Below are 20,297 nucleotides of genomic sequence, written 5' to 3' on the forward strand. Positions count from 1 at the left end.
ATAGCGTCACGCTCATGACGGTCGACAAGCGCCCTCCACTTCAGCCCCGGATCACCGTTCTCGGGGTCGGTGCCGAAGGCTGGGACGGGCTCCCCGAACCTGCACGCCGGCTCCTGTCGGACGCGGACACGGTCCTGGGCGGACACCGGCACCTGGCCATGCTCCCGGACCGGCCCGGGCAACGACGGGAACCCTGGCCCTCACCCCTGCGGGAAGGGCTGCCGGACCTGCTGTCCTCGCTCGGGGACGGCACCGTCGTCGCGCTCGCCTCCGGGGACCCGTTCGTCTCCGGTATCGGCACCACGCTCGTCGACCTGCTCGGGGCCGACGCGGTGCGGGTGGAACCGGCCGTGTCCTCGGTTGCGCTGGCCCGCGCCCGCATGAACTGGCCGGCGGAACGGTGCACCGTGGTGAGCCTGGTCGGACGCGACCCCCGTTCGGTACTGCGCCATCTGGGTCCTGACCGGCGTCTGCTGGTGCTGTCCTCGGGGCCGCAGACCCCCGGGCAGGTCGCCGCCCTGCTGACCGGGGCCGACCACCCCGCCTGCCGGATGACCGTGCTCGCCGACCTGGGTTCGACGGCCGAGTCACGCCTGGAGGGCACCGCAGACACCTGGTGTGCGACGCCCCCGGCCGAGGTCCCGGCCCTGCACGTGCTGGCCCTGGAGACGGTCGACACGGCCGGGTACGGCTTGTTCCCCGGCCTTCCCGACGACGCGTTCGAACACGACGGACAACTGACCAAACGCGACCTGCGGGTCTCGGCCCTGGCCCGCTTGGCACCCTCCCCGGGGGAGCACCTGTGGGACGTGGGCGCGGGTGCCGGGTCGGTCGGTGTCGAATGGATGCGGGCCCACTCGTCCTGCACCGCCACGGCGGTCGAGTCCGGCGCCGAACGCGCTGAGCGGATCGGGCGCAACGCCGGGATGCTCGGCGTGCCCGGGTTGGAGGTGGTGCACGGCCGGGCCCCGCAGGCCCTGGACGGTCTGCCGACCCCCGACGCGATCTTCATCGGCGGGGGAGCGACCCGCCCGGGCGTGCTCGAGGCGTGCCTGGACGCGCTGCGGCCGGGCGGACGCATCGTCGTCCACGGGGTGACCCTGGAGACCGAGCACCTGCTCGCCGACGCCTACCGGGAACACGGCGGGGAACTGACCCGGATCGCCGTGGAGACCACCGCGCCGATCGGGACGTTCACCGGTTGGAGCCCGGCCCGCACCGTCACGCAGTGGTCGCTGGTGCGGTGAACAGAGAACAGGTCCGCTCAGCCGCGTGAGGGGCTGGGCCCCAGCGCACGTGCGCGGAGCAAGACCTCCTCGCCACAAGAAACAGGTCTGCTCAGCCACGTGAAGGGCCGAGCCCCAGGGCAGGTGCACGGTGCTGGGTCTCCCCTTCCCACGGGAGACAGGCCTGCTCAGCCACAGTCATCGCGGGGTGCGCGCCCCCGGTGCCACAGAAACCCCGGAGTCTCCGCGCGTACCACGCGGTGGCCTCACATGCCATCCTTACGCGGTCTCTGGACGCCCGGAGCCCACCAGCCATGTGGGCACAGAAGCGCGTGAGCCCGCACCGTGTCTTTGGGCTCAACCGGGGGAAGGCCCCCCTCCCCCCAAGGAAAGGGAAGAGACAGAAACAGGCCCCCGCCCCAAGGGGGTGTCCGCGCTCAACCACACGAAGAGCCGAGCCCCAGCGCACCTGCACGGTGCAAGGTCTCCCTCCCTTCAGACTCTTCTTCTTTCCAGCGTGTGTTCGTGGTTTTACGTCTGCGGCCCCGTGCCCCGCTCCTGGGGCCGGGCCTTGTCTGTGGCCGGGGTCCACACCCCCTGACGCGCGGCTCTGTACGCGCCTTCTCCCCCTCCTGCGGGGAGGGGCCTTGCCCCGGCCGAGCTCAAGGGCAAGGCGCGGGCTCACGCGTCCCCCGTGCGTTGGGGGTCGAGGGGCTCCGGGCGTCCAGAGACCGCGTAAGGAGGGCTCGGGAGACCACCGCGCGGAACGCGCGTAGGGGGCCTTCGGCCAAAGGGGCGACGCACCGCGCGCCGACTGTGGCCGAGCAAACCTGTCTCCTGCGGGGAGGGGAGACCCTGCACCGTGCACCTGCGCTGGGGCTGAGCCCTTTGTGTGGTTGAGCGTCCGGGTTTCTTATGGCCGGGGAGACCCAGCACCGTGTACGTGCGCTGGGGCTGAGCCTCAACCCCCGTCGCGGGGCCGATCGGGGTCGTACAGGAACGACTCGCCCCCGGCCCCGGGGGTCAACGCGCGTCCCACCAGGACCACCGCCGCCTGCCGGAACCCGGCCTCCTCCACGGCGTCGGCGATATCGCCCACGGTGCCGTGCAGCACTGCCTCCTCCGGGCCGCCCACCCGGTGTGCGACCACGACCGGGCAGTCCGCGCCGTACTCCGGTTCGATCCTCTCCATGAGCTCACGCACCCGCCGGATCGCCAAGTGCAGCACCAGCGTGGCCCGGGTCGCAGCGAAGGCCTCCAACGTTTCGGTGTCCGGCATCGCGCTCGACCGCGACCGGGTCCGGGTCAGCACCACCGACTGCGCCACCAACGGCACGGTCAGTTCCCGCCCCACCAGCGCCGACGCGGCCGCGTAGGCGGGCACACCCGGGGTGACGTCCCACGGGATCCCGCGCGCGTCGAGTCGGCGGGTCTGTTCCGAGAGCGCCGAATAAACGGACGGGTCCCCGGACGTGAGCCGTACGGTGTCCAGACCCTCGGCGTGCGCGGAGACCAGGCGCTCGGTGATGCGGTCCAGGTCCAGCCCCTGTGTGTCGACCAGTTCGGCCCCGGGCGCACAGTGGTCCAGGACCTCCGGATCGAGGTACGTACCCGGGTAGAGGACCACGTCCGCCGCGGCGAGCATGCGGGTGGCACGTACCGTCAACAGGTCGGCGCTTCCGGGGCCGGAGCCCACGAAGTGCACGGTCACGCTCCCACCCGGCTTTCCACCCACCTCGGGGTCCACACACGTCCGGCCCCGGAGAGCCTGGTCCCGCTCGCACCGACGATCAGCAGGCAGCGCATGTCCACCGTCGCAGGGTCCAACTCGGCCAATGTCGTCACTTCCAGGGACTCGTTCTCGCGCCCCACGCTCCGGCCCACGACCACCGGTGTCCCCGGCTCCCGGTGCTCCAACAGGACCCGGCGTGCGGTCGCGATCTGCTCGGTCCGCGAACGGGAGGCCGGATTGTAGACCGCCAGCGCCAGGTCGGCCTCGGACACCGCACGCAACCGGCGTTCGATCACCTCCCACGGCTTGAGCCGGTCCGACAGGCTCATCACCGCGAAGTCCCCGCCGACCGGGGCACCCGCACGCGCGGCCACGGCCTGAACGGCGCTCATCCCGGGCAGCACCCGCACCGGCACGTCCCTGTACACGGGGTCCTCCGCAGCCTCGAACACGGCCGTGGCCATACCGAAGACACCCGCGTCCCCTCCGGAGACCACCGCGACCCGCTCGCCCTTGCGCGCCAGGTCGAGCGCGAGGCGGGCACGGTCGAGTTCCACGGTGTTGCCGGAGGCGTGCCGGGTCAGCCCGGCCCGTTGCGGGACCCGGTCGACGTAGGGGCCGTACCCCACCACGTGGTCGACCTCGGCCAGTGCGGTGGACGCCTCGGCGGTGAGCCAGCGGTCCGGGCCCGGGCCCAGACCGACGACCAGGAGCTCGGCGGTCGAGGTGATCGGCTCGAAGAGTTCCGTCCCGCTCCCGCCGGCTGCCACGTCCCCGCCCGATGTGCGGGACCGGGTCCCGTTCCGGCTGTCCCCGGTCACCAGGATCACCGAGAAGTAGGGGACCGTCGTCGGGTCGACCTCCGCGACCGGCAGCTGTCGTTCCTCCGTCATCGACGCGCGTTCCACGTAGACCGCGTGCTCCAGGCGCCCGGCGGCCTCCAGGGCACGCCGGACCGCGGGGAACGTGCGCCCCAGTTTCATGATCACCGCTGCGTCGGTCTCGGCCAGGCGCCGGGCCAGCTCAGGTTCGGGCAGGGTCCCCGGCAGTACCGTGAGTACGTCGGTCTGCCGGGCCAGCGGTGACTCCGCGGCCGAAGTGGCGGCGGTGAACGCGGGGATCCCCGGAACGATCCCGGTCGGGTACCGTTCCGCGAGCCGGTCGTGCATGTACATGTACGAGCCGTAGAAGAGCGGATCGCCCTCGGAGAGCAGCACGACGTTCCGGCCGGCGTCCAGGTGCTCGGCCAAACGGCGGGCGGAGTCCGCGTAGAAGTCGGAGAGCGCACCCGTGTACCCGCCCGGGTGGTCGGTCGTGCCGGTCGTCACCGGGTAGGTGAGTTTCTCCTCGATCGCCGTGCCCGGGATGAGGTCGGCGGCGATACGGCGGGCGTTGGAGCTCTTGCCCGCACCCGCGTGGTAGGCGACCACGTCGGCCTCGGAAATGAGCCGGGCGGCCTTGAGCGTGATGAGTTCGGGATCGCCGGGGCCGACGCCGACCCCGTGGAAACGGCCGGTCACTCTTCCTCCTTGGCAAGTGCGTTCAGGGCCGACGAGGTCATCGCGGAACCTCCACGACGGCCGAGGGCGGTCACGTAGGGCACGTCGACGCCGTGCCGGCCGGCCAGTTCCGTCAGCGCCTGTTTGGACTCCGCGGCGCCGATGAAACCGACCGGGCAGCCGACGATCGCGGCCGGGCGCGGTGCTCCGTCGATCAACATCTCCAGCAGGTGGAACAGGGCGGTGGGCGCGTTGCCCACGGCCACCACGGCCCCTTCGAGCACTGGTTCCCACAGGGAGACGGCGGCCGCCGAGCGGGTGGTGCCCCACTCCCGGGCGAGGTCGGGCACCCGGGGATCGGACAGCAGACACCGCACCTCGTTGTCGGCGGGAAGGCGCGCACGGGTGACCCCGGCCGCGACCATGCCCGCGTCGCACAGGATCGGGGCGCCGGAGCGCAGGGCCTCCCGGGCCGCCGTGACCAGCCCGGGGTGGACGGCCAGGTCTCCGGCGAGGTCCACCTGGCCGGTGCCGTGGATCATGCGGACCGCGAGCCGTTCGGCGTCCGGCGGCAGGTGCCCGAGCGAGGCCTCCCGCCGGATCGTGGCGAAGGAGTCGGTGTAGATCGCGGGACCGTCGTCGATGTAGTCGTAGTGCCGGTCCGGTCGGCGCGGGGACGTCAAGGTCCACCTCCGGGGTCGGGGACAGGGTCGGGGTCGGGGACACCGGGGACGAGGACTCCACGCCACGGGGTCACGATGAGCGTGCCGTGGCCTGCGGATCGGGCCTCCTCGGCCAGAGCGTCGATGGCGGGGCGGTCCAGGCCGCTGTCGGGGACGGGGACGTGTCGGCCGCCCCCGGGCACGGGGCCGTACGGGAGCGGGCACGCGGGAGGAGGCAATCGCGGATCGGGTGGTCCGAGCCCGGTGAGCGGACCCGGGAGTTCGGTGACGTGCCATGCGGCGGCAGGGCCCTCGCCGCGGCGTTCCAGGAACCGGTCGGTGAGCGAGGCCAGGGCCTCGGGCGCCTCGTCGAGCGCGGTCACCGGGCCCCAGCGGTCCCCGACCCGGAGCTGGGCCCGGTCCGGGTCGAGGGCGGTCAGTCCCAGGTCGCAGCTGCGCTCGGTCAAGTCACCGCGGCCGTCGTCCAACACGAAGAGGAAACGGCCCGGAAGCGCCGCGCGGTGCGGGGACGAACACAGGAGCCGGTCGAGCTCGGCGGACACGGGACGCAGGTCGGCCCGTCCGCCCCAGAGCCCCGATCCCGGGGAGACCATGACGTTGCGCACCAGCTCGTGTGTGAGCGAGGGCAGCAGGCCCGTGGATCGGAGCGCGTCGGCGACCTCCGGTGCGAGGCCGCCCTCCTGACCCGGGAGGGCGCGCAGCTGGAGGTTGGCCCGGACGGTGACGTGGACCCGGCCGTCGCCGTACCGTTCCGCGATCCCACACAAATCGGACAGAGCGTCCGTGGGCAGGCGACCGCCGATGAGACGGAGCCGAACCAGGAGACCGTCGTCGGCCGGCCAGGGGCGTAGCGCTCCGGGGCAACGGTCGCGCCGGGTTCGGGGGCCCGTGCCGTGGCTCTCCTGGGCGGAGGGGACCGAATCGCGGTGATCCGGAGCGCGGCGGTCCGTGGCGGTGCGATCCGGCTCCGGCCTGGCCGTCGGCGGCATGGGCGTCCTTCGTGTCAGGGGCTCCTACGCGTGGCCCGCGGTCGACCTGACGGTGGATACCGCCAGCGCCAGCAGGTCTTCGGACTCGGGGTCGACCGGGTACGGAACGCCTTCCCGGGGCCGCGGCCCCAGTGGCCGTCCCGGATTTCCCACCGGGACGTGTCCGCTCGTCGTCCTCACCGCTGCGCGTCAGTCCCGGATTCGCACCGGGTTCCCTGCTCCACGAGGTGGAGTTCGACTGGCCCGACGAGGATATCGGGTATCTCGTGCGCCAGGTCGGGGAGGGGTCGGGTCAGCTCCCGTCGCCGTACGGCACAGGGGATCCCGCCCCGGGGGGTGCGGGCCTCACCCCGCACGCGGGCGTCCGATGATGAACCACAGCAGGGCGCCGATGAAGGGCGCGATGAAGATGAGGACGATCCAGAGGATCTTCATCCCCAGATCGATCCGGGCGAACAGGGCGCTGAAGAAGGCGACGACGATGAAGACGACCACCGCCAGGCCCAACAGCAGGGAACCGACCACCAACGCGGCCGGGATCAGGAACTCGTAGGTGGCAGGGTCGCTCAGCATCAGCAGGGACATGGGGTTCCGTTCCTGGTGGAGGTCTTGTGACGAACACTCCTCACGCTAGGAGCGCCGCACCCGCTGCGGCCTCCCCCCGCGGAACGGAAAGCGACACCGCCCAAGGTGGGGGGAGGGCCGTTCCGGACCAGGCATTCGTGGGACCCGCCCCCGACTTTCGTCGGTGCTCCGCCCGGCGCCACCCGGCCCTCCACCGCCTCAGGTTCCGGCCGTGTACGCCCGCTCCTGGAGCCCGTACAGCCGCGCGTACCGCCCGCCGACTGCGACCAGCTCCGCGTGGGTGCCCGTTTCCACGAGCCGCCCGCGCTCCATGACCAACACCAGGTCCGCTCCGGCCACCGTAGAGAAGCGGTGCGAGACGACCACGGTGACCGTGCCCGTCCCGCGTGCGTGGGCCCGGGCCCGCTCCATGTACCGCCGGAAGATCGCCTCCTCGCTCGGCGCATCGAGGGAGGCCGTCGGCTCGTCGAGCACGAACAACAGAGGGTCGCGCCGCATCGACGCCCGTGCCAGGGCCGCACGCTGCCACTGCCCCTCCGAGAGTTCCACGCCACCCAGCCGACGTCCCAACTGGGTGTGCACACCCTCGGGCAGCCCGGCGGCGATCTCCTCCGCGTCGGCCTCACGTACCGCCCGTGCCACGGCATCGGGGTCCCCGATACGGTCCAGGTCACCGAGCCCGACGGTCTCCCCGAAGGTCACCTCGAACCGTCCGAAGTCCTGGAACGCGGCGCTGCACCGCGACCGCCACCCTTCCGTGGACATGTCGGCCAGATCGCGGCCTTCCACCCGCACTGTGCCCGCGTCCGGCCGGTACAGGCCCAGCAGCAACTTGACCAGAGTCGTCTTGCCCGAACCGTACTCACCAACGACCGCGATGACCGACCCCGCGGGCAGGTGAGCCGAGATCCCGTCCAACGCCGGCCGTTCGGTGCCCGGGTAGGTGAAGGAGACACGGTCCAGGGCCAACCCCTCGGTCAGGGACCGCGGCGGTTCCTCGGTGCAACCTTCACGCGCGAGCTCGCCGGCGACATGACCGCGCAACCACAAGTACGGCTCCACGACCCTGCGGGCCCCGGCCGTCTCCGCCGTCGCGGTCACCGTTCCGCGCACCGTCTGCCCCAGGCTCACCGCCAGCATCACGGTCAACACCAGGTCCCCGACGGTCCCCGTGCCCTGGGCGGCCTGCACGATCACCACCGCGATACCCCCGGCGAAAGCCGACACGAACACCAGCCACCCCGCGAAAGTCCACACCGCAGCCCGTGCCCGGGCCCGGAACCGCACCCGCTCGGTCGCCCGCCACGCCTCGCCCCGCAACCGGTCCAGCCGCGTGTCCGCCCCGCTCACCCGGGCCTCCCCGCCGCCGGTCACACCCGCGACCGTCTCGAACAGGTCCTGCTGCAGGCGGTGATTCTCGGCGCCCTCCACCTCCGCCCGCCGGACGAGCACCTGGCCGCGGCGGTGGGCCCACAGGGGCACGGCCGCCAACGGGATCAGCGACAGCAACAACGGATGCACCGCGCCCAGCAGGACCACCGTGACCAGGAGTTTGAGCACATGGGAGGCGGACAGCAGCACGTTCCAGACACTGCGGCCGATCTGCCCGGTTCCGCGCCGCACGATGTCGACCCGGTCGAGCACGTCGCCGCGTTCCAGGTGGGCGATCCCCGGAACCGACGCGATGGCGCGGTGCACGCGGGGATGCACGCCCATGCGCCCCGTGCGGTCGGCGACGGTCGTGATGACCTCCCCGGTCACGGTCTGGAACGTCGACGTGAGCGCGTGCGCGACCGCCACACCCACCGCGCAGGCCAGCGCCACCCCGGAAGCGCCCGCCGCCGTCGCGTCCACCGTCGCGCGCAGGGTCAGCGCCACCGCGGGGACCGCCACGACCGACAGCGCCAGGACCAGCAGCGCCAACACCGTCAGCCCGGGGGTGCACCGCCACGACAGGGTCAGGACCTCCCACCACAGGGCCGGGAGCCGGCGCCACACCGGAGTCGGGATCGGCCGTGTCATGCCCGGTCACCCCCGCCCTCGTCGGAGGCGCCGCCGGACCGGAACCGCGCCGCCTGCATCTCGAACAGCTCCGCGTACGTGCCCCGCAACGCCATCAACTCGGCGTGGGTGCCTTCCTCCGTGATGCGGCCGCCGTCGAGCAGCACGATCCGGTCGGCCCGGCGCACCGTCGAAAGCCGGTGTGAGATGAGCACGATCCCCGCCCCGTCGCGCTGGTCCATCAGCCGTTCGAAGAGCCGGAACTCGGTCCGCACGTCCAGGTGCGCGGTGGGCTCGTCCGCCACCAGGAACCGCGCCCCGGTCCGGATCCCGTACAGCGCGCGGGCCAACGCCACCTGCTGCCACTGGCCCCCGGACAGGTCCACCCCGCCGGAGCGCCCGCGCGAGAGCGGGGTGTCCCAGCCCGCCGGCAAACCCGCCACGACGTCGGCGAGCCCGGACGTGCGGGCCACGTGCTCCAGGTCCTCATCGACCGTCCCGGACCCGCCGCGCCCCAGGGCCACGTTCTCGCGCACCGACAGCGGGTACCGGTCGAACTCCTGGAAGATCACCGACAACCGCGCCCGCCACTGCCCCGAATCCAGCGCGGAGAGGTCCGTGCCGTCGACGGTGATGCGCCCGTGCGTGGGGCGGTGGAGCCCGCACAGCAGCTTGATGAGCGTGGACTTCCCCGCGCCGTTGAGCCCGACGATCGCGAGGAGCTCGCCCGGACGCACCGTCAGGTCGACGTCCTCCACCACCATGCGTTCCGAGCCCGGGTACCGGAACCCGACGCCCTCGAACCGCACCTCCCCGATGGACGCCCCAGGCGCGCCCGCGCGTTGAGCGGGAACAGGGTCCGCTCGGCCGATCCGTGCCGCCAGCCGGTCCGTCGCGCGCAGGTCCCGCCCCGCTCCGGCCAGTTGGTACAGGTCCCACCCGTTGCCGAGCAGCTGGAACAGGGTGGCGCCCGCCGCCAGCACAGCGGTCTGCGTCGCCACCGTCGCCGTCCCGACCAGTGCCCCCTGTGTCACCAGCAGGTAAGCCGGGATCAGCCCCACCAGCACCAGAATGGACATCAGCCACTCGACACGGAGCCGGTGCTCCCAGTGCCGCCACAGCGGGGCGTTGGCCTCCCGGAGCCGGGACTGCATCCGGTCGACCATCCAGTCCCGCAGCCCGAACACCCGGATGTCCTTGCCCTCGGACGCCGACACGTTCGCGCGCCGCCACACGTCCACGTGCTGCTCCCCGCCGATCGCCGACACCCACGTCGCCGCGCCCGTCACCGCGAGCCGGTACCGCAGCACCACCGTGACCAGCGCCGGAACCAGCACGATCGGAACCAGCCACCACACGAACGACGCCAGCACCGCGCACGTGACGGCCACGCCCGCCAGCCCGGCGGCCACCCGCACGGCCGCCGTCGTCCCGTCGCCCGGGGTGGTCTCCACACCGTGCTCGGGGTCTGCGCGCACCTGCCGGATCAGTGCCTGCGTCTCCGGGGCCTCCAACCTGCCCACCTCGGACGGTGCGCGCACCATCTGCGCCACCCGGTCGCGGTGCGCGCCGTCGATGCGCGAGGCGACCAGGTACTCCAACGGTTCGGCCGCCGCATCACCCAGGTGTCCCGCGAGCATCACCAGCGCCAGGAAGGCCAGAGGGAGCAGGGCCGCCGTGATGACCGTGCCGCCGTCGCCTGCTCCGGTGAGGGCTCCCACGAGCGTGGCCAGCGCGACCGCGGTGACCGGTGTGACCAGGCGTTCCATCAGCCGGACCGCCACCAGAGCCACCGCCGGCACCGGCCCTGCGTCCCGGAGTCTTCCCAGGATCCGCGCGAGTGTGCGCAGCGTCCGGGTCGGCCCCGGTGCATGCGATCTCGGCGAGTTCCGCGCTGCGTGCGCCTCCGGCGTCTCGGACACGTGCGTTGGCCCCATGGCGACTCCTCGTCCTCGGGGGAAGAAGGTCGCCCCTGCCTACCAGCGCCGGTGCCGACGCACCCGGGTTCTGTCCACTACCGGTCACACGCCCTGGGCGAGCGCAGCGCGCCGACGCAGACGTACGGGAAAGACCGAGCCCCGGACCGCACGCGGGTCCGGGGACCGTCAACGGTCGGGCATCAGGCGCTCGGAACCGGCGCCCTGCCTCAGAGTGCGGACTCGCGGTCCGCCTCGCCCGCGCCGCGGCGTGCCGCACGTCGCCGTCGCAGGTGAGCCAGCACCGGAACCACCGCGGCGACCAGCACCAACCCGTACAGGGCCAGCGAGATCCCGCTGTCGAACAGGATCGCCGGGTCCCCGGAGGAGGCGGCGAGCGCCCGCCGGAACTCGGACTCCGCGATCGGCCCCAGCACCACACCGATGAGCGCGGGAGCCACGGGAAGCCCGAAGCTACGCATACCCAACCCCAGCACCGCGATCACGGCCAGGATCACCAGGTGCAGCACCGAGGTGTTGATGGCATAGACCGCCAGCACCGAGAACAGCGTGATGCCCGCGTACAGGTACGGCTTGGGCAGTTTCAGGAGTTTGGCCCACAACGGAGCGAACGGCAGGTTGATCACCAGCAGCAGCACGCTCCCGATGAGCAGGCTGGCCAGTAGGGTCCACACCAGGTCGGCGTCGCGTTCGAAGAGCACCGGGCCCGGCTGCAACCCGTACTGCTGGAACGCCGCCAGCATGATCGCGGCCGTCGCCGACGTCGGCAGACCCAGCCCCAGCAGCGGCACCATCGTGCCCGCGGCACTGGAGTTGTTGGCTGCCTCGGGCCCGGCCACGCCCTCGATGGCGCCCTTGCCGAACTCGTTCTGCTCACCCTTGCGCGCGGCACGGCGGGCAGCGAGGCGGCGCTCGGCCCCCAGCGACAGGAACGTGGGGATCTCCGCGCCGCTGCCGGGGATCACACCGAAGGTACTGCCCAGCGCGGTGCCGCGCAGCCAGGGTTTCCAGGACCGGCGGAACTCCCGGCGATTCAGCCAGGGGCGCCCGGCGCGGATCGTGGAGAAGTCCACGGCGGAGCTGCCCCGCGCCGCCACGTACAGCACCTCACCGAGTGCGAGCAGGCCCACGGTGACGATGACGATGTCGATGCCGTCGAGCAGGGTCGCGGACCCGAAGTCGAAGCGTGCGGTCCCGCTCTGGGCGTCGATACCGACGAGCCCGATCGCCAGCCCGATCAGCAGGGAGGTCACCCCGCGCAGTACCGAACCGGCCACCACGGCGGCCACGGCCACGAACGAGAACACGGTCAGCGCGAAGTACTCGCCCGGCCCGAAGTTCAGCGCGAACGAGACCATGACGGGGGCGAACAGCGCCACCACCAGGGTCCCGACGAGGCTGGCCACGAACGAGCCGATCACGGCGGTGCCCAGCGCCTGCGCGGCCCTGCCCGCCAGCGCCATCTTGTGGCCTTCGTACGTGGTGGCGATGGAGGAGGCCTGCCCGGGGGTGTTGAGCAGGATCGAGGTGGTCGCCCCGCCGAACATCCCCCCGTAGTACACGCCGGCGAAGAGGATGAAGGCTCCGGTCGGGTCCATCCGGAAGGTCACGGGCAGCAGCAACGCGACCGCCATCGCCGAACCCATACCGGGCAGAACACCCACGGCGGTGCCCAGGAGCACACCGAGGAAGGCCCACAGCAGGTTCTGCGGGGTCAGCGCGGTCGCCAACCCGTCCATGAGCTGGTACAGCGTGTCCATCAGAGCACCGTCCCCAGGAAACCGCCGGGCAGGGCGAGGCCGAGCCCGAGTGAGAAGCCGACCTGCACGGCCGCCGAGATCGACAGCGCCACGACCGCGTCACGCAGGTACGCGCGGGCGCCGAACGCGTAGGCCACGATCCAGAACAGCAGTGCGCCCGCGATCAGCCAGCCGAGGATCTCCAGCAGCGCCGTGTGCACGGCCACACCGGCGAGCACGATCAGGACCGGGCGAGCCTCGAACCACGCCGGCCCCGACGTCCCCGCACGCCCGCGGTCGCGCACGTTGACCACAGCCATACAGACGGCCGTGATCAGCAGCAGGACGCCGATGGCCAGCGGGAACGCTCCGGGGCCGGGACGGGTGGCGTTGGGCGGCGTCTCCAGGGTCAGGCCGCCCCAGACGGCGATGAGGCCGAGCACGGCGACGAAACCGGGAACGATCCAGGAGCTCGCTCCGGTCCACAGCACCGCCTCGGGGGCGGGATCAGCCGCCTGGGAGGCCTCCTGCTCGGGTGGCCGGGGGCCTTCGGCCGCATCCGTCTCGGCCGGGTCGTCGTGGGCCGTCACAGTCCCAACTCCTCTACGGTTTCCCGGGTCATGGTGACCTCTTCGTCGAGGAAGGCCTCGAACTCCTCGCGGTCCTGGTGGGTGTCGGTCCACCGGTTGCGTTCGAGGGTGTCGGCCCAGGTGTCGGTGGTGACCAGCTCGGACACCAGCTCCTCCAGCCGTGTGCTCTCCTCCTCGCTGAGGCCGGGCGGGGCGATGACACCGCGCCAGTTCGACATCTCCAGGTCGTAGCCCTGTTCGTTGATCGTGGGCACGTCCACGCCCTCCAGCCGCTCGGGGGAGGAGATCGCGATCGCCCGCAGGGGACCGCCGTCCTCGATCTGGCCGGAGAAGTCGCCCAAGGTCCCGAAACCGACCTCGGAGGTGCCCGACAGCAGCGAGGTCAGTACCTCACCGCCGCCCGCGTACGGCAGGTAGTTGATCCCGCCGGGTTCGAGGTCCATGGCCCGGGCCACACGAGCAGCGAAGATCTGGTCGACCCCGCCCATGGACCCGCCGGCGACCGGGAGGGTGTCCGCACGCTCGCGCCAGTCCTCGGAGAGATCGTCGAGGTCCTCGTGGGGGGAGTCTGCGGGTACGACCACGGCCAGGTACTCGGAGGCGACCTGGGCGATGGGGGTGGCGTCCTCCATCGTGTAGGGGGAACCGGTGGTCTCCACCGCACCGACCATGCCCAGCCCGGTCATGGTGAGCACGTTGTCCTGGCCGGTGCGGTTGACGGTCTGGGACAGGCCGATGGTGCCGCCCGCGCCGTCGGCGTTGCGGACCTCGACGTTGTACCTCATCTCTTCCTCGCGCAGCCCGTTCTGCATCTCCCGGGCCTGTGCGTCCCAGCCGCCGCCGGGTGCCGCCGGCGCGATCAGCAGGAGTTTTTCCTGTTGGTCGCTGCCGGAGGCCGCGCTCTGGCGCACGTCGAACAGTGCCGTCCCCACGAGCACGAGGGCACAGACGCCCCCGAGCACCGGGAACAGCACGCCGCGGTCGCGCATGTCGTCTCCTTCATCTCGGCCCGGCAGGAACGGGCCCTCACAACGCAGTCCCGGCCACACGGCCGGGAGACACACGCCACAGTGTGGTCGGCGGCACAGTGAGATGAAGAGATTGTTAAAACTGGAGTCGTATTGTTCGTATTGTTCGTGTACGCCCCGAAATGGGCACCGGTCCTGCTCGGCGCACTTCCACCCCGTCGCCCGAGGGAGACCGCATGACCACGTTCGCCGACCGTGGCCGCCTCTCGCTCACCGGCTCCCTGTTCATCGGCTACGTCCTCCTCCTGGTCGTGGCCCTGGCCGTCGTGGGCACGCTGTGGGCGTTCCACTACGACCGGGAGACCGACCGCCAGTACACCGAGCGGGTATTGACCGTGGCCAGGTCCGTCGCCGTGCTGCCCGAGGTCGTGGAGGGGGTGCAGACACCGGATCCGACGCGGACCCTGGACCCGTTGGCCGACCGCATCTCCGCCTCGACGGGTGCGGACTTCATCGTCATCGCCTCACCCGACGGCACCCGGTACACACATCCGGACAAGGAGCGCATCGGACGGAAGGTCTCGACCCCGCCCGGCCCCGCGGCCGAGGGACAGGAATGGACCGGTGTGCAGGACGGGACCCAGGGGCGCACAGTGCGCGCCAAGATCCCCGTCTTCGCCGAGGGCGGTTCGCGGCACGGGGGCGATGCCGAAGGAGAGGTCGTCGGTTACGTGTCCCTGGGCATCCTCGCCGACGACGCGACCTCCGAGGCACGGGACGCCGTGCCCGCGATCCTGGGCACCAGCGCACTGGTGCTGCTTCTGGGGGTGCTCGGGGCCTGGGCGCTCTCCCGGCAGGTACGCACCAAGACCCACGGCCTGGAACCGGCCCAGATCACAGCGTTGCTGGAGGGGCGCGAAGCCCTGATCTACGCGGTCCGCGAGGGGGTTCTCGGTGTCGACGGGGGCGGCCGGGTCGTGCTCGCCAACCCGCCCGTGCGCGACCTGCTGGGCCTGCCCGAGGACGCCGAGGGACTCCACCTGGACACCCTCGACCTGTCGGAACGGGTGAGCGACGTGATCACCGGTGCCGACCCGGGCGAGGACCGGATCCTCCTCGTGGGCGGGCGGATCCTGGTCGCCAACCGCATGCCGGTGCGGATCCGGGGCCGTGACGCGGGTGCTGTCGTGACCCTGCGCGACCGTACCGAACTCGACCGCCTGACCGGGGAGCTCGACGGGGCCCGCACCGTGACCCGCGGACTGCGCGCCCAGACCCACGAGTTCGCCAACCGGGTGCACACCGTCGCCGGACTCCTCGAACTCGGCGAGCACGAGGAAGCGCGGGACTACCTCGCCGACCTGACCGCCTCGCACACCCGAGCCAGCAGCGGCGTGGCCGAGCACATCCACGACCCCGCCCTGGCAGCGCTCGCCCTGGCCAAATCCGCTCAGGCCTCCGAACAGGGCGCCGACCTGCGGTTGTCCCCACTGACAGACGTGCCCCGTCCACTGGATCCCGAGGCCCGCTCGGACGCCCTGCTCGTCCTCGGCAACCTGGTCGACAACGCCCTGGACGCCGTCGGCCCCGACGAATGGGTGGAGCTGCTGGTGCGCCTGCACACCGAGGACGGGGACGGGCTTCCGCACGACCTGCTGGAGATCCGGGTGATCGACTCCGGGCACGGGATCGCCGACGACGTCACCGAGGAGATCTTCCGGTTCGGGTTCACCACGAAGGCCTCCCGGAACAGCGGTACCCGTGGCCTGGGGTTGGCGCTGGTGAAACAGGTGTGCGAGAACAGGGGCGGAAGTGTGGAGATGGAGGCCCCCGACGCGGAGGAGGGTGCGGTGTTCACCGCCTGCCTGCCCATGAGCCCTGCGGCGGCCGCCCCGTGATCCGTGTACTGGTCGTCGACGACGACGTGCGGGTGGCTCGCAACCACCAGGAGCTCGTGGAGACCCTGCCCGCGTTCGTGGTGGTGGGGGTGGCCCACACCGCCGCCGAGGCGTTGACCCAGATCCGCGGGCACCACCCCGACCTGGTCCTGCTCGACCTGCACCTGCCGGACGCCTCGGGGCTGTCGGTGGTGCGGGCGCTGCGTTCGTCGGAGGAGGACCCGGACCACCGGACGGACTTCCTCATGATCACGGCGGTGCGCGAGATCGCCCAAGTACGCTCGGCCCTGCACGGCGGAGCAGTGCACTACCTGCTCAAACCGTTCCCGCTCAGCGCGCTACGTGACCAGTTGGAGCGTTACGCCGTCGCACGCGACCGGATGTCGGTGCGTGGTGAGGCCACTCAGCAGGACGTGGACCGCCTCTTCGGCCTGCTGCGCCCGCCCGCCGCCAAATCCCTGCCCAAGGGGCTGACCAAGGCCACCGTCGACCTGGTCTCGGGGGTCCTGCGTGCCGCGGAGGGCGAGGCATCGGCCTCGGAGGTGGCCGAACGCGCCGGTGTCTCACGGGTGACGGCCCGGCGGTACCTGGAGCACCTGTGCGCGGACGGCCGTGCCGAGCTGCGGTTGCGTTACGGCAGCGCCGGCCGCCCGGAGCACCTCTACCGCTGGGTCCCCTGAGCCGACGGTTCGCCCGGGCCCGAATGCCCGGGCGCGGTCGACCCTCCTCGCCCGCGGCGCCGCCGATGTGCTTGTGCCAGGTGGCCGTCGGCGACGAGCCACTGCGGGACGAGGCGGACCGGGAAGGGCACCTCGGTCTCGAAGACGTCCTCACCGTGGACCTGGGCCGTTTCCTGGTACTGGCCGTCCACGAGCCGCAGCTCCATGAGGCCGAGTTTGTCCGGCTGGGGCTGGATGATCCAGCAGGACCCGATGCCGAATTCGGCGTACTCGCGGCGTTTGTCGTGGTGGTCGGGCAGAACGCTCTCGGGCGAGACGACCTCGACGGCAAGTACCGGCGGGGCCGTGTAGTAGCCCTCCCCCGGTGGTCCTTGGCCGAAGACCGCGAGGTCCGGGATGCGGTGAGTGCTCGGTGAGAGAGTGATCCCCGGCCCCTCCCCGATCTCCAGCCCTTCAGGGGCGCACAGGCCCAGGTGGAAGCCGAGTCGGTAGGCGATCCGTGTGTGGAGGGGTTTGGGTGCGGGAGACACGTCAAGCCTCCCGCCGGTCAGCTCGTAGCGGCGGCCGTCGTCCGGTGTGTGTTCCAGGTCGTCCACGGTCAGGGGCCGATCCGGTGTGTGCGTGTGCCGGATGCTCATGACAGACATACTGCCTCCTCGCTTGCATGTGAGCCGGTATTCAACGCGGACCCCCGGTTACCGGCCGGTTTCACAAGGTCGTTCCCCGGTGGGCGGGAACGAGATCGGTCGGGGTCACGGCATCCCCGGCCGGTCCGGCAGACTGGATCATCGACGTGGGGAGGGTCCCGCGTGCCCGTGTCGTCGGTGGGGCAGGAGGAAGGACATGTACCGACTGCGTGCGTGGGAAGCCGGCGACGCCGACCGGCTCGTGGACGCCTTCACCGATCCGGAGCTGGCCCTGCAGGAGTCCCGGGTCCCCGGCACACGGGGGCAGGCCCTGGAGTGGATCGCCCACCGGGCCGAACTCGTGGTCGGCCGCGACGTGCACGGTTTCGCGGTCGTGGAGGAGGACGGAGGGCTGCCGATGGGGCACGTCCAGGTCGCGGTGACCAGCCAACGCCACGGGTGGGGATGGGTCTCCTACTGGACCCACCGGGCCGCGCGCGGGCGCGGGGTCGCGACCGCGGGAGCGCGCTTGATCAGCGATCTCGCCTTCTCCCGGCTGGGTCTGTTCCGGCTGGAGATGGGGCACCGTCTGGACAATCCGGGTTCGTGCCTGGCGGCCCGTCGTGCGGGGTTCCGTCCCGAGGGGGTGGAGCGTGCCAAACTCCGCTACGGCGACCGCCGTTACGACACCGGGGCGCACGCCCGTCTGGCCACCGACCCTGTGGAGGGGGTCCCCGGCGAGCCGTGCCGGCTGCGATGAAGGGCCCCGGACACGGAGAACGGGACGCGGCCCCGGACCGCGCCCCGTGTCGCTCCCGCACAGATCCTGCTCACAGCAGGACGAAGACTCCTAGTCCTCGACGCTGATGCCGTCGATGTCGCTGGAGTCGACGACGTTGCAGCCCTCGGCGCTGATGCCCGAGAAACTGATGACGTCGGCGCAGATCGGGACCGTGATGTTCTGGACGTCGGCGTTGTTGTCGGCCGACGCGGGTCCGGCCATGGCGCCCAGAGCCAGGCCGGTGGCGAGAACGAATCCGGTCGCGGTGATGATGCGCTTCATGGTGTGGTCCTTGTCGATCGCAGGATGAGTTACGGGATCCTCCGGAGCACGCGGCCCCGAAGACTGTGCGGCTGTGGTCCTAGTCCTCGACCGTGATGCCGTCGTTGTCGTTGATGTCCACGACGTTGCAGCCACTGGCGCTGGCGCCGGAGGCCTTGAGGACGTCCAGGCAGACGGGGATCGTCACGTTCTGCATGTCGGCGTTGTTGTCGGCCGCGGCGGTGCCGGAGAGGGCACCGAAGGCGAGGCCGGTGGCCAGGACGAAGCCGGAAACCTTGGCAATTCGGGACATTCTTCTTGCCTTTCGGAAGTTCAAAACATGGTGGCTGTAGCCGCCGGAATTAACCTAACGTAGTTGGCCACGTGCTTGGAGTGTTTTTCCGGGGAAGCCCCGAGTTTCCTCGGTCTTTCCTCTGTCTTGCGTCCGGTATGGCGGACATGTCGAAGCTTGGCGGCGCCCCTTGTTGTGCAACCGAAAGAATGGCTACTGAGTCCACCGGGCGAATGTATCGGAAACGGGTGTCCCGCCTGTTTCCGGGCAAAAAAGGGCCCCTCCGCGGTGCGGAAGGGCCCGAGAAGCCTGGGTCACCGGAAAAGCCGGATCACCAACCCTGCTGACCGTACCCCGGGTACTGCTGCCCGTAGCCGGGCTGCTGCCCGTACCCCGGGTACTGGTTGGGGTCGTAACCGGGATACTGATTGGGGTCGTAGCCCGGGTACTGGTTCGGGTCGTAGCCGGGGTAGTGGGGCGGATACTGCTGGCCGTAGCCCTGCTGCGGGTACCCGGCGTAGGGGTCCGGCTGCTGCTGGGCGCCGGTGGGGTACTGGTAGGCGGGCTGCTGGCCCGAGAACTCCTGCGGAGCATGCTGCTGCGGTGCCTGCTGCTCCTGCCCGGAACCGGTCGAGACCTCGGGGCGGAAGAGGAACAGACGCTCGGCGCCGCCCTCCGGCGACTCACTGGGGGAGACGATGTCCAGCTTCCAGCCGGCCTCCTCGATGCCCTCCAGGATGCGGGTCAGGCCCGGCCGCAGCTTGCTGCCCGCTTCGTCGTAGGCGTTGACGTCGAGCTGAACGACGAACATTCGCCGCTTCTGCTGCGCCGCGACCTTGGCGTGCTCGACGACCGTGCTGTCCCGCACGACCTGTGTGACGCTCATTAAAATTACCCATCTGCTCTCGTAGGAGCGCGACGTCCCTGTCGGATCGGCAGGCCCGGCCGCCGCGTCCAGGGGGTGCGGAACTCGCCGGACTCCACCCATGATGCCCCCGCCGGGCCGTCTGGCCACACGGAACCGGAACATCGGGACGGAGCCCGGGACCCGGATCGGTCAGCGGGAGCCCTCGCTCTGCTCACCGACGGCCTCCACGACCGGTGTCGCACCGTTCACAAGGTTGAGAACCCTGCCGGCCGTACCCGGTTCGTCCAGAAGCGCGACGACCACAGCGGCGACGTCCTCCCGGCTCACCGAGTCGCGGGACACCCCTTCACCCAGGTCGACCACACCGGTACCGGGCTCGTCGGTGAGCCGGCCCGGACGCAGGATCGTCCAGTCCAGCTCCAGGGTGCGCTCACGCAGGTCGGCGTCGGCGGCGCGCTTGGCCTCGACGTAGGCCGCCCAGACCGGCTCGGTGCCCTCCGGAACCGGGTCGTCGACCCCGATCGCGGAGATCTGCACGAAACGGCGCACCCCCGCGAGCGAGGCGGCGTCGGCGCACAGCACCGCGGCCTTGTGGTCCACGGTCTCCTTGCGCTCGGCCCCGCTGCCCGGGCCGGCACCCGCCGCGAACACCAGGGCGTCAGCGTTCATGAGCTTCTCGGACAGCTCGGTGACCGTGGCCTTCTCCAGGTCGATGAGGGCGGCCTCGGCGCCGACCTCCTCGACGTCACTGACATGGTCGGGGTTGCGGACGAGGGCGACCGGCTGGTCCCCGCGGTCGGACAGCTGCTGGGCCAGACGCAGGGCGATCTTGCCGTGCCCCCCGGCGATGACGATACGCATGGGAGCAGCGTATTGCCTGTGGAGCCCTCCTGTCCGTTCCGCACCGGGACGGCGCCGCACGCTCCACCCGCGAACGGGAAC

Annotated in this window: 19 protein-coding genes and 1 riboswitch; of the genes, 4 read left to right on the plus strand and 15 right to left on the minus strand. The window is 71.4% G+C overall.

Annotated elements, in window-relative coordinates:
* Window positions 1-14 precede the first annotated feature (14 nt).
* Window positions 15-1,247 (plus strand): precorrin-6y C5,15-methyltransferase (decarboxylating) subunit CbiE, encoded by a 1,233-nt coding sequence (cbiE, locus tag D456_RS0109280; protein WP_017575900.1) that lies wholly within the window; start codon window positions 15-17, stop codon window positions 1,245-1,247.
* Window positions 1,248-2,187: 940 nt separating this feature from the next.
* Here the strand turns inward: cbiE and D456_RS0109285 are convergent.
* From D456_RS0109285 to D456_RS0109330, 10 genes are all read right to left on the minus strand, one after another.
* Window positions 2,188-2,937 (minus strand): cobalt-precorrin-4/precorrin-4 C(11)-methyltransferase, encoded by a 750-nt coding sequence (locus D456_RS0109285; RefSeq protein ID WP_017575901.1) that lies wholly within the window; start codon window positions 2,935-2,937, stop codon window positions 2,188-2,190.
* Window positions 2,934-4,478 (minus strand): precorrin-2 C(20)-methyltransferase, encoded by a 1,545-nt coding sequence (locus D456_RS0109290; RefSeq protein WP_017575902.1) that lies wholly within the window; start codon window positions 4,476-4,478, stop codon window positions 2,934-2,936. The genes D456_RS0109285 and D456_RS0109290 overlap by 4 nt, the downstream gene beginning before the upstream one ends.
* Complete coding sequence (locus D456_RS0109295) at window positions 4,475-5,140, minus strand: precorrin-8X methylmutase (RefSeq protein ID WP_017575903.1); 666 nt, start codon at window positions 5,138-5,140, stop codon at window positions 4,475-4,477. The genes D456_RS0109290 and D456_RS0109295 overlap by 4 nt, the downstream gene beginning before the upstream one ends.
* Window positions 5,137-6,129: a hypothetical protein gene (locus D456_RS0109300; protein WP_017575904.1), complete on the minus strand. Its 993-nt coding sequence runs from the start codon at window positions 6,127-6,129 to the stop codon at window positions 5,137-5,139. Before D456_RS0109300 ends, D456_RS0109295 begins: the two co-directional genes overlap by 4 nt.
* 53 nt (window positions 6,130-6,182) lie before the next feature.
* A riboswitch (cobalamin riboswitch) is annotated at window positions 6,183-6,386 on the minus strand.
* A gap of 88 nt (window positions 6,387-6,474) precedes the next feature.
* Entirely contained in the window at window positions 6,475-6,714 is a 240-nt protein-coding gene (locus D456_RS0109305; protein WP_017575905.1) for a PLDc N-terminal domain-containing protein, read from the minus strand.
* Between the two features lie 198 nt (window positions 6,715-6,912).
* Entirely contained in the window at window positions 6,913-8,736 is a 1,824-nt protein-coding gene (locus tag D456_RS0109310) for an ABC transporter ATP-binding protein (protein ID WP_017575906.1), read from the minus strand.
* Window positions 8,733-10,517: an ABC transporter ATP-binding protein gene (locus tag D456_RS0109315; RefSeq protein WP_017575907.1), complete on the minus strand. Its 1,785-nt coding sequence runs from the start codon at window positions 10,515-10,517 to the stop codon at window positions 8,733-8,735. The genes D456_RS0109310 and D456_RS0109315 overlap by 4 nt, the downstream gene beginning before the upstream one ends.
* A gap of 344 nt (window positions 10,518-10,861) precedes the next feature.
* Window positions 10,862-12,412 (minus strand): tripartite tricarboxylate transporter permease, encoded by a 1,551-nt coding sequence (locus tag D456_RS0109320; protein ID WP_017575908.1) that lies wholly within the window; start codon window positions 12,410-12,412, stop codon window positions 10,862-10,864.
* Window positions 12,412-12,981: a tripartite tricarboxylate transporter TctB family protein gene (locus D456_RS0109325; protein ID WP_017575909.1), complete on the minus strand. Its 570-nt coding sequence runs from the start codon at window positions 12,979-12,981 to the stop codon at window positions 12,412-12,414. Before D456_RS0109325 ends, D456_RS0109320 begins: the two co-directional genes overlap by 1 nt.
* Window positions 12,978-13,970: a Bug family tripartite tricarboxylate transporter substrate binding protein gene (locus D456_RS0109330; protein WP_017575910.1), complete on the minus strand. Its 993-nt coding sequence runs from the start codon at window positions 13,968-13,970 to the stop codon at window positions 12,978-12,980. Before D456_RS0109330 ends, D456_RS0109325 begins: the two co-directional genes overlap by 4 nt.
* A gap of 215 nt (window positions 13,971-14,185) precedes the next feature.
* On the opposite strand from D456_RS0109330, the gene D456_RS0109335 reads away from it, so the two are divergent.
* Window positions 14,186-15,847: an ATP-binding protein gene (locus D456_RS0109335; protein WP_017575911.1), complete on the plus strand. Its 1,662-nt coding sequence runs from the start codon at window positions 14,186-14,188 to the stop codon at window positions 15,845-15,847.
* A complete protein-coding gene (locus D456_RS0109340; RefSeq protein WP_017575912.1) occupies window positions 15,844-16,527 on the plus strand; it encodes a response regulator in 684 nt (227 codons plus the stop codon). The genes D456_RS0109335 and D456_RS0109340 overlap by 4 nt, the downstream gene beginning before the upstream one ends.
* Here D456_RS0109340 and D456_RS23915 read toward each other — a convergent pair.
* Window positions 16,509-17,174: a Uma2 family endonuclease gene (locus D456_RS23915; protein ID WP_017575913.1), complete on the minus strand. Its 666-nt coding sequence runs from the start codon at window positions 17,172-17,174 to the stop codon at window positions 16,509-16,511. The genes D456_RS0109340 and D456_RS23915 overlap by 19 nt on opposite strands.
* 196 nt (window positions 17,175-17,370) lie before the next feature.
* Between D456_RS23915 and D456_RS0109350 the strand changes: the two genes are divergently transcribed.
* Complete coding sequence (locus tag D456_RS0109350; protein WP_017575914.1) at window positions 17,371-17,913, plus strand: GNAT family N-acetyltransferase; 543 nt, start codon at window positions 17,371-17,373, stop codon at window positions 17,911-17,913.
* A 90-nt stretch (window positions 17,914-18,003) separates the two neighbouring features.
* On the opposite strand, the gene D456_RS0109355 is transcribed toward D456_RS0109350, so the two are convergent.
* The 4 genes from D456_RS0109355 to D456_RS0109370 form a co-directional block, all read right to left on the minus strand.
* Window positions 18,004-18,216, minus strand: coding sequence for a hypothetical protein (locus D456_RS0109355; RefSeq protein ID WP_017575915.1), 213 nt, complete (start codon window positions 18,214-18,216; stop codon window positions 18,004-18,006).
* A gap of 79 nt (window positions 18,217-18,295) precedes the next feature.
* The gene (locus D456_RS0109360) at window positions 18,296-18,508 is read right to left on the minus strand and encodes a hypothetical protein (RefSeq protein ID WP_017575916.1); all 213 of its coding nucleotides are present in this window, start codon (window positions 18,506-18,508) and stop codon (window positions 18,296-18,298) included.
* Window positions 18,509-18,818: 310 nt separating this feature from the next.
* Window positions 18,819-19,373: a hypothetical protein gene (locus D456_RS0109365; protein ID WP_017575917.1), complete on the minus strand. Its 555-nt coding sequence runs from the start codon at window positions 19,371-19,373 to the stop codon at window positions 18,819-18,821.
* A 171-nt stretch (window positions 19,374-19,544) separates the two neighbouring features.
* On the minus strand, window positions 19,545-20,216 hold the full coding sequence (locus D456_RS0109370; protein WP_017575918.1) for an NAD(P)-binding oxidoreductase: 672 nt from the start codon (window positions 20,214-20,216) through the stop codon (window positions 19,545-19,547).
* Between the last annotated feature and the right edge of the window lie 81 nt (window positions 20,217-20,297).

Origin of the sequence: Nocardiopsis kunsanensis DSM 44524 (assembly GCF_000340965.1) — a bacterium.
GTDB classification, from domain to species: domain Bacteria; phylum Actinomycetota; class Actinomycetes; order Streptosporangiales; family Streptosporangiaceae; genus Nocardiopsis; species Nocardiopsis kunsanensis.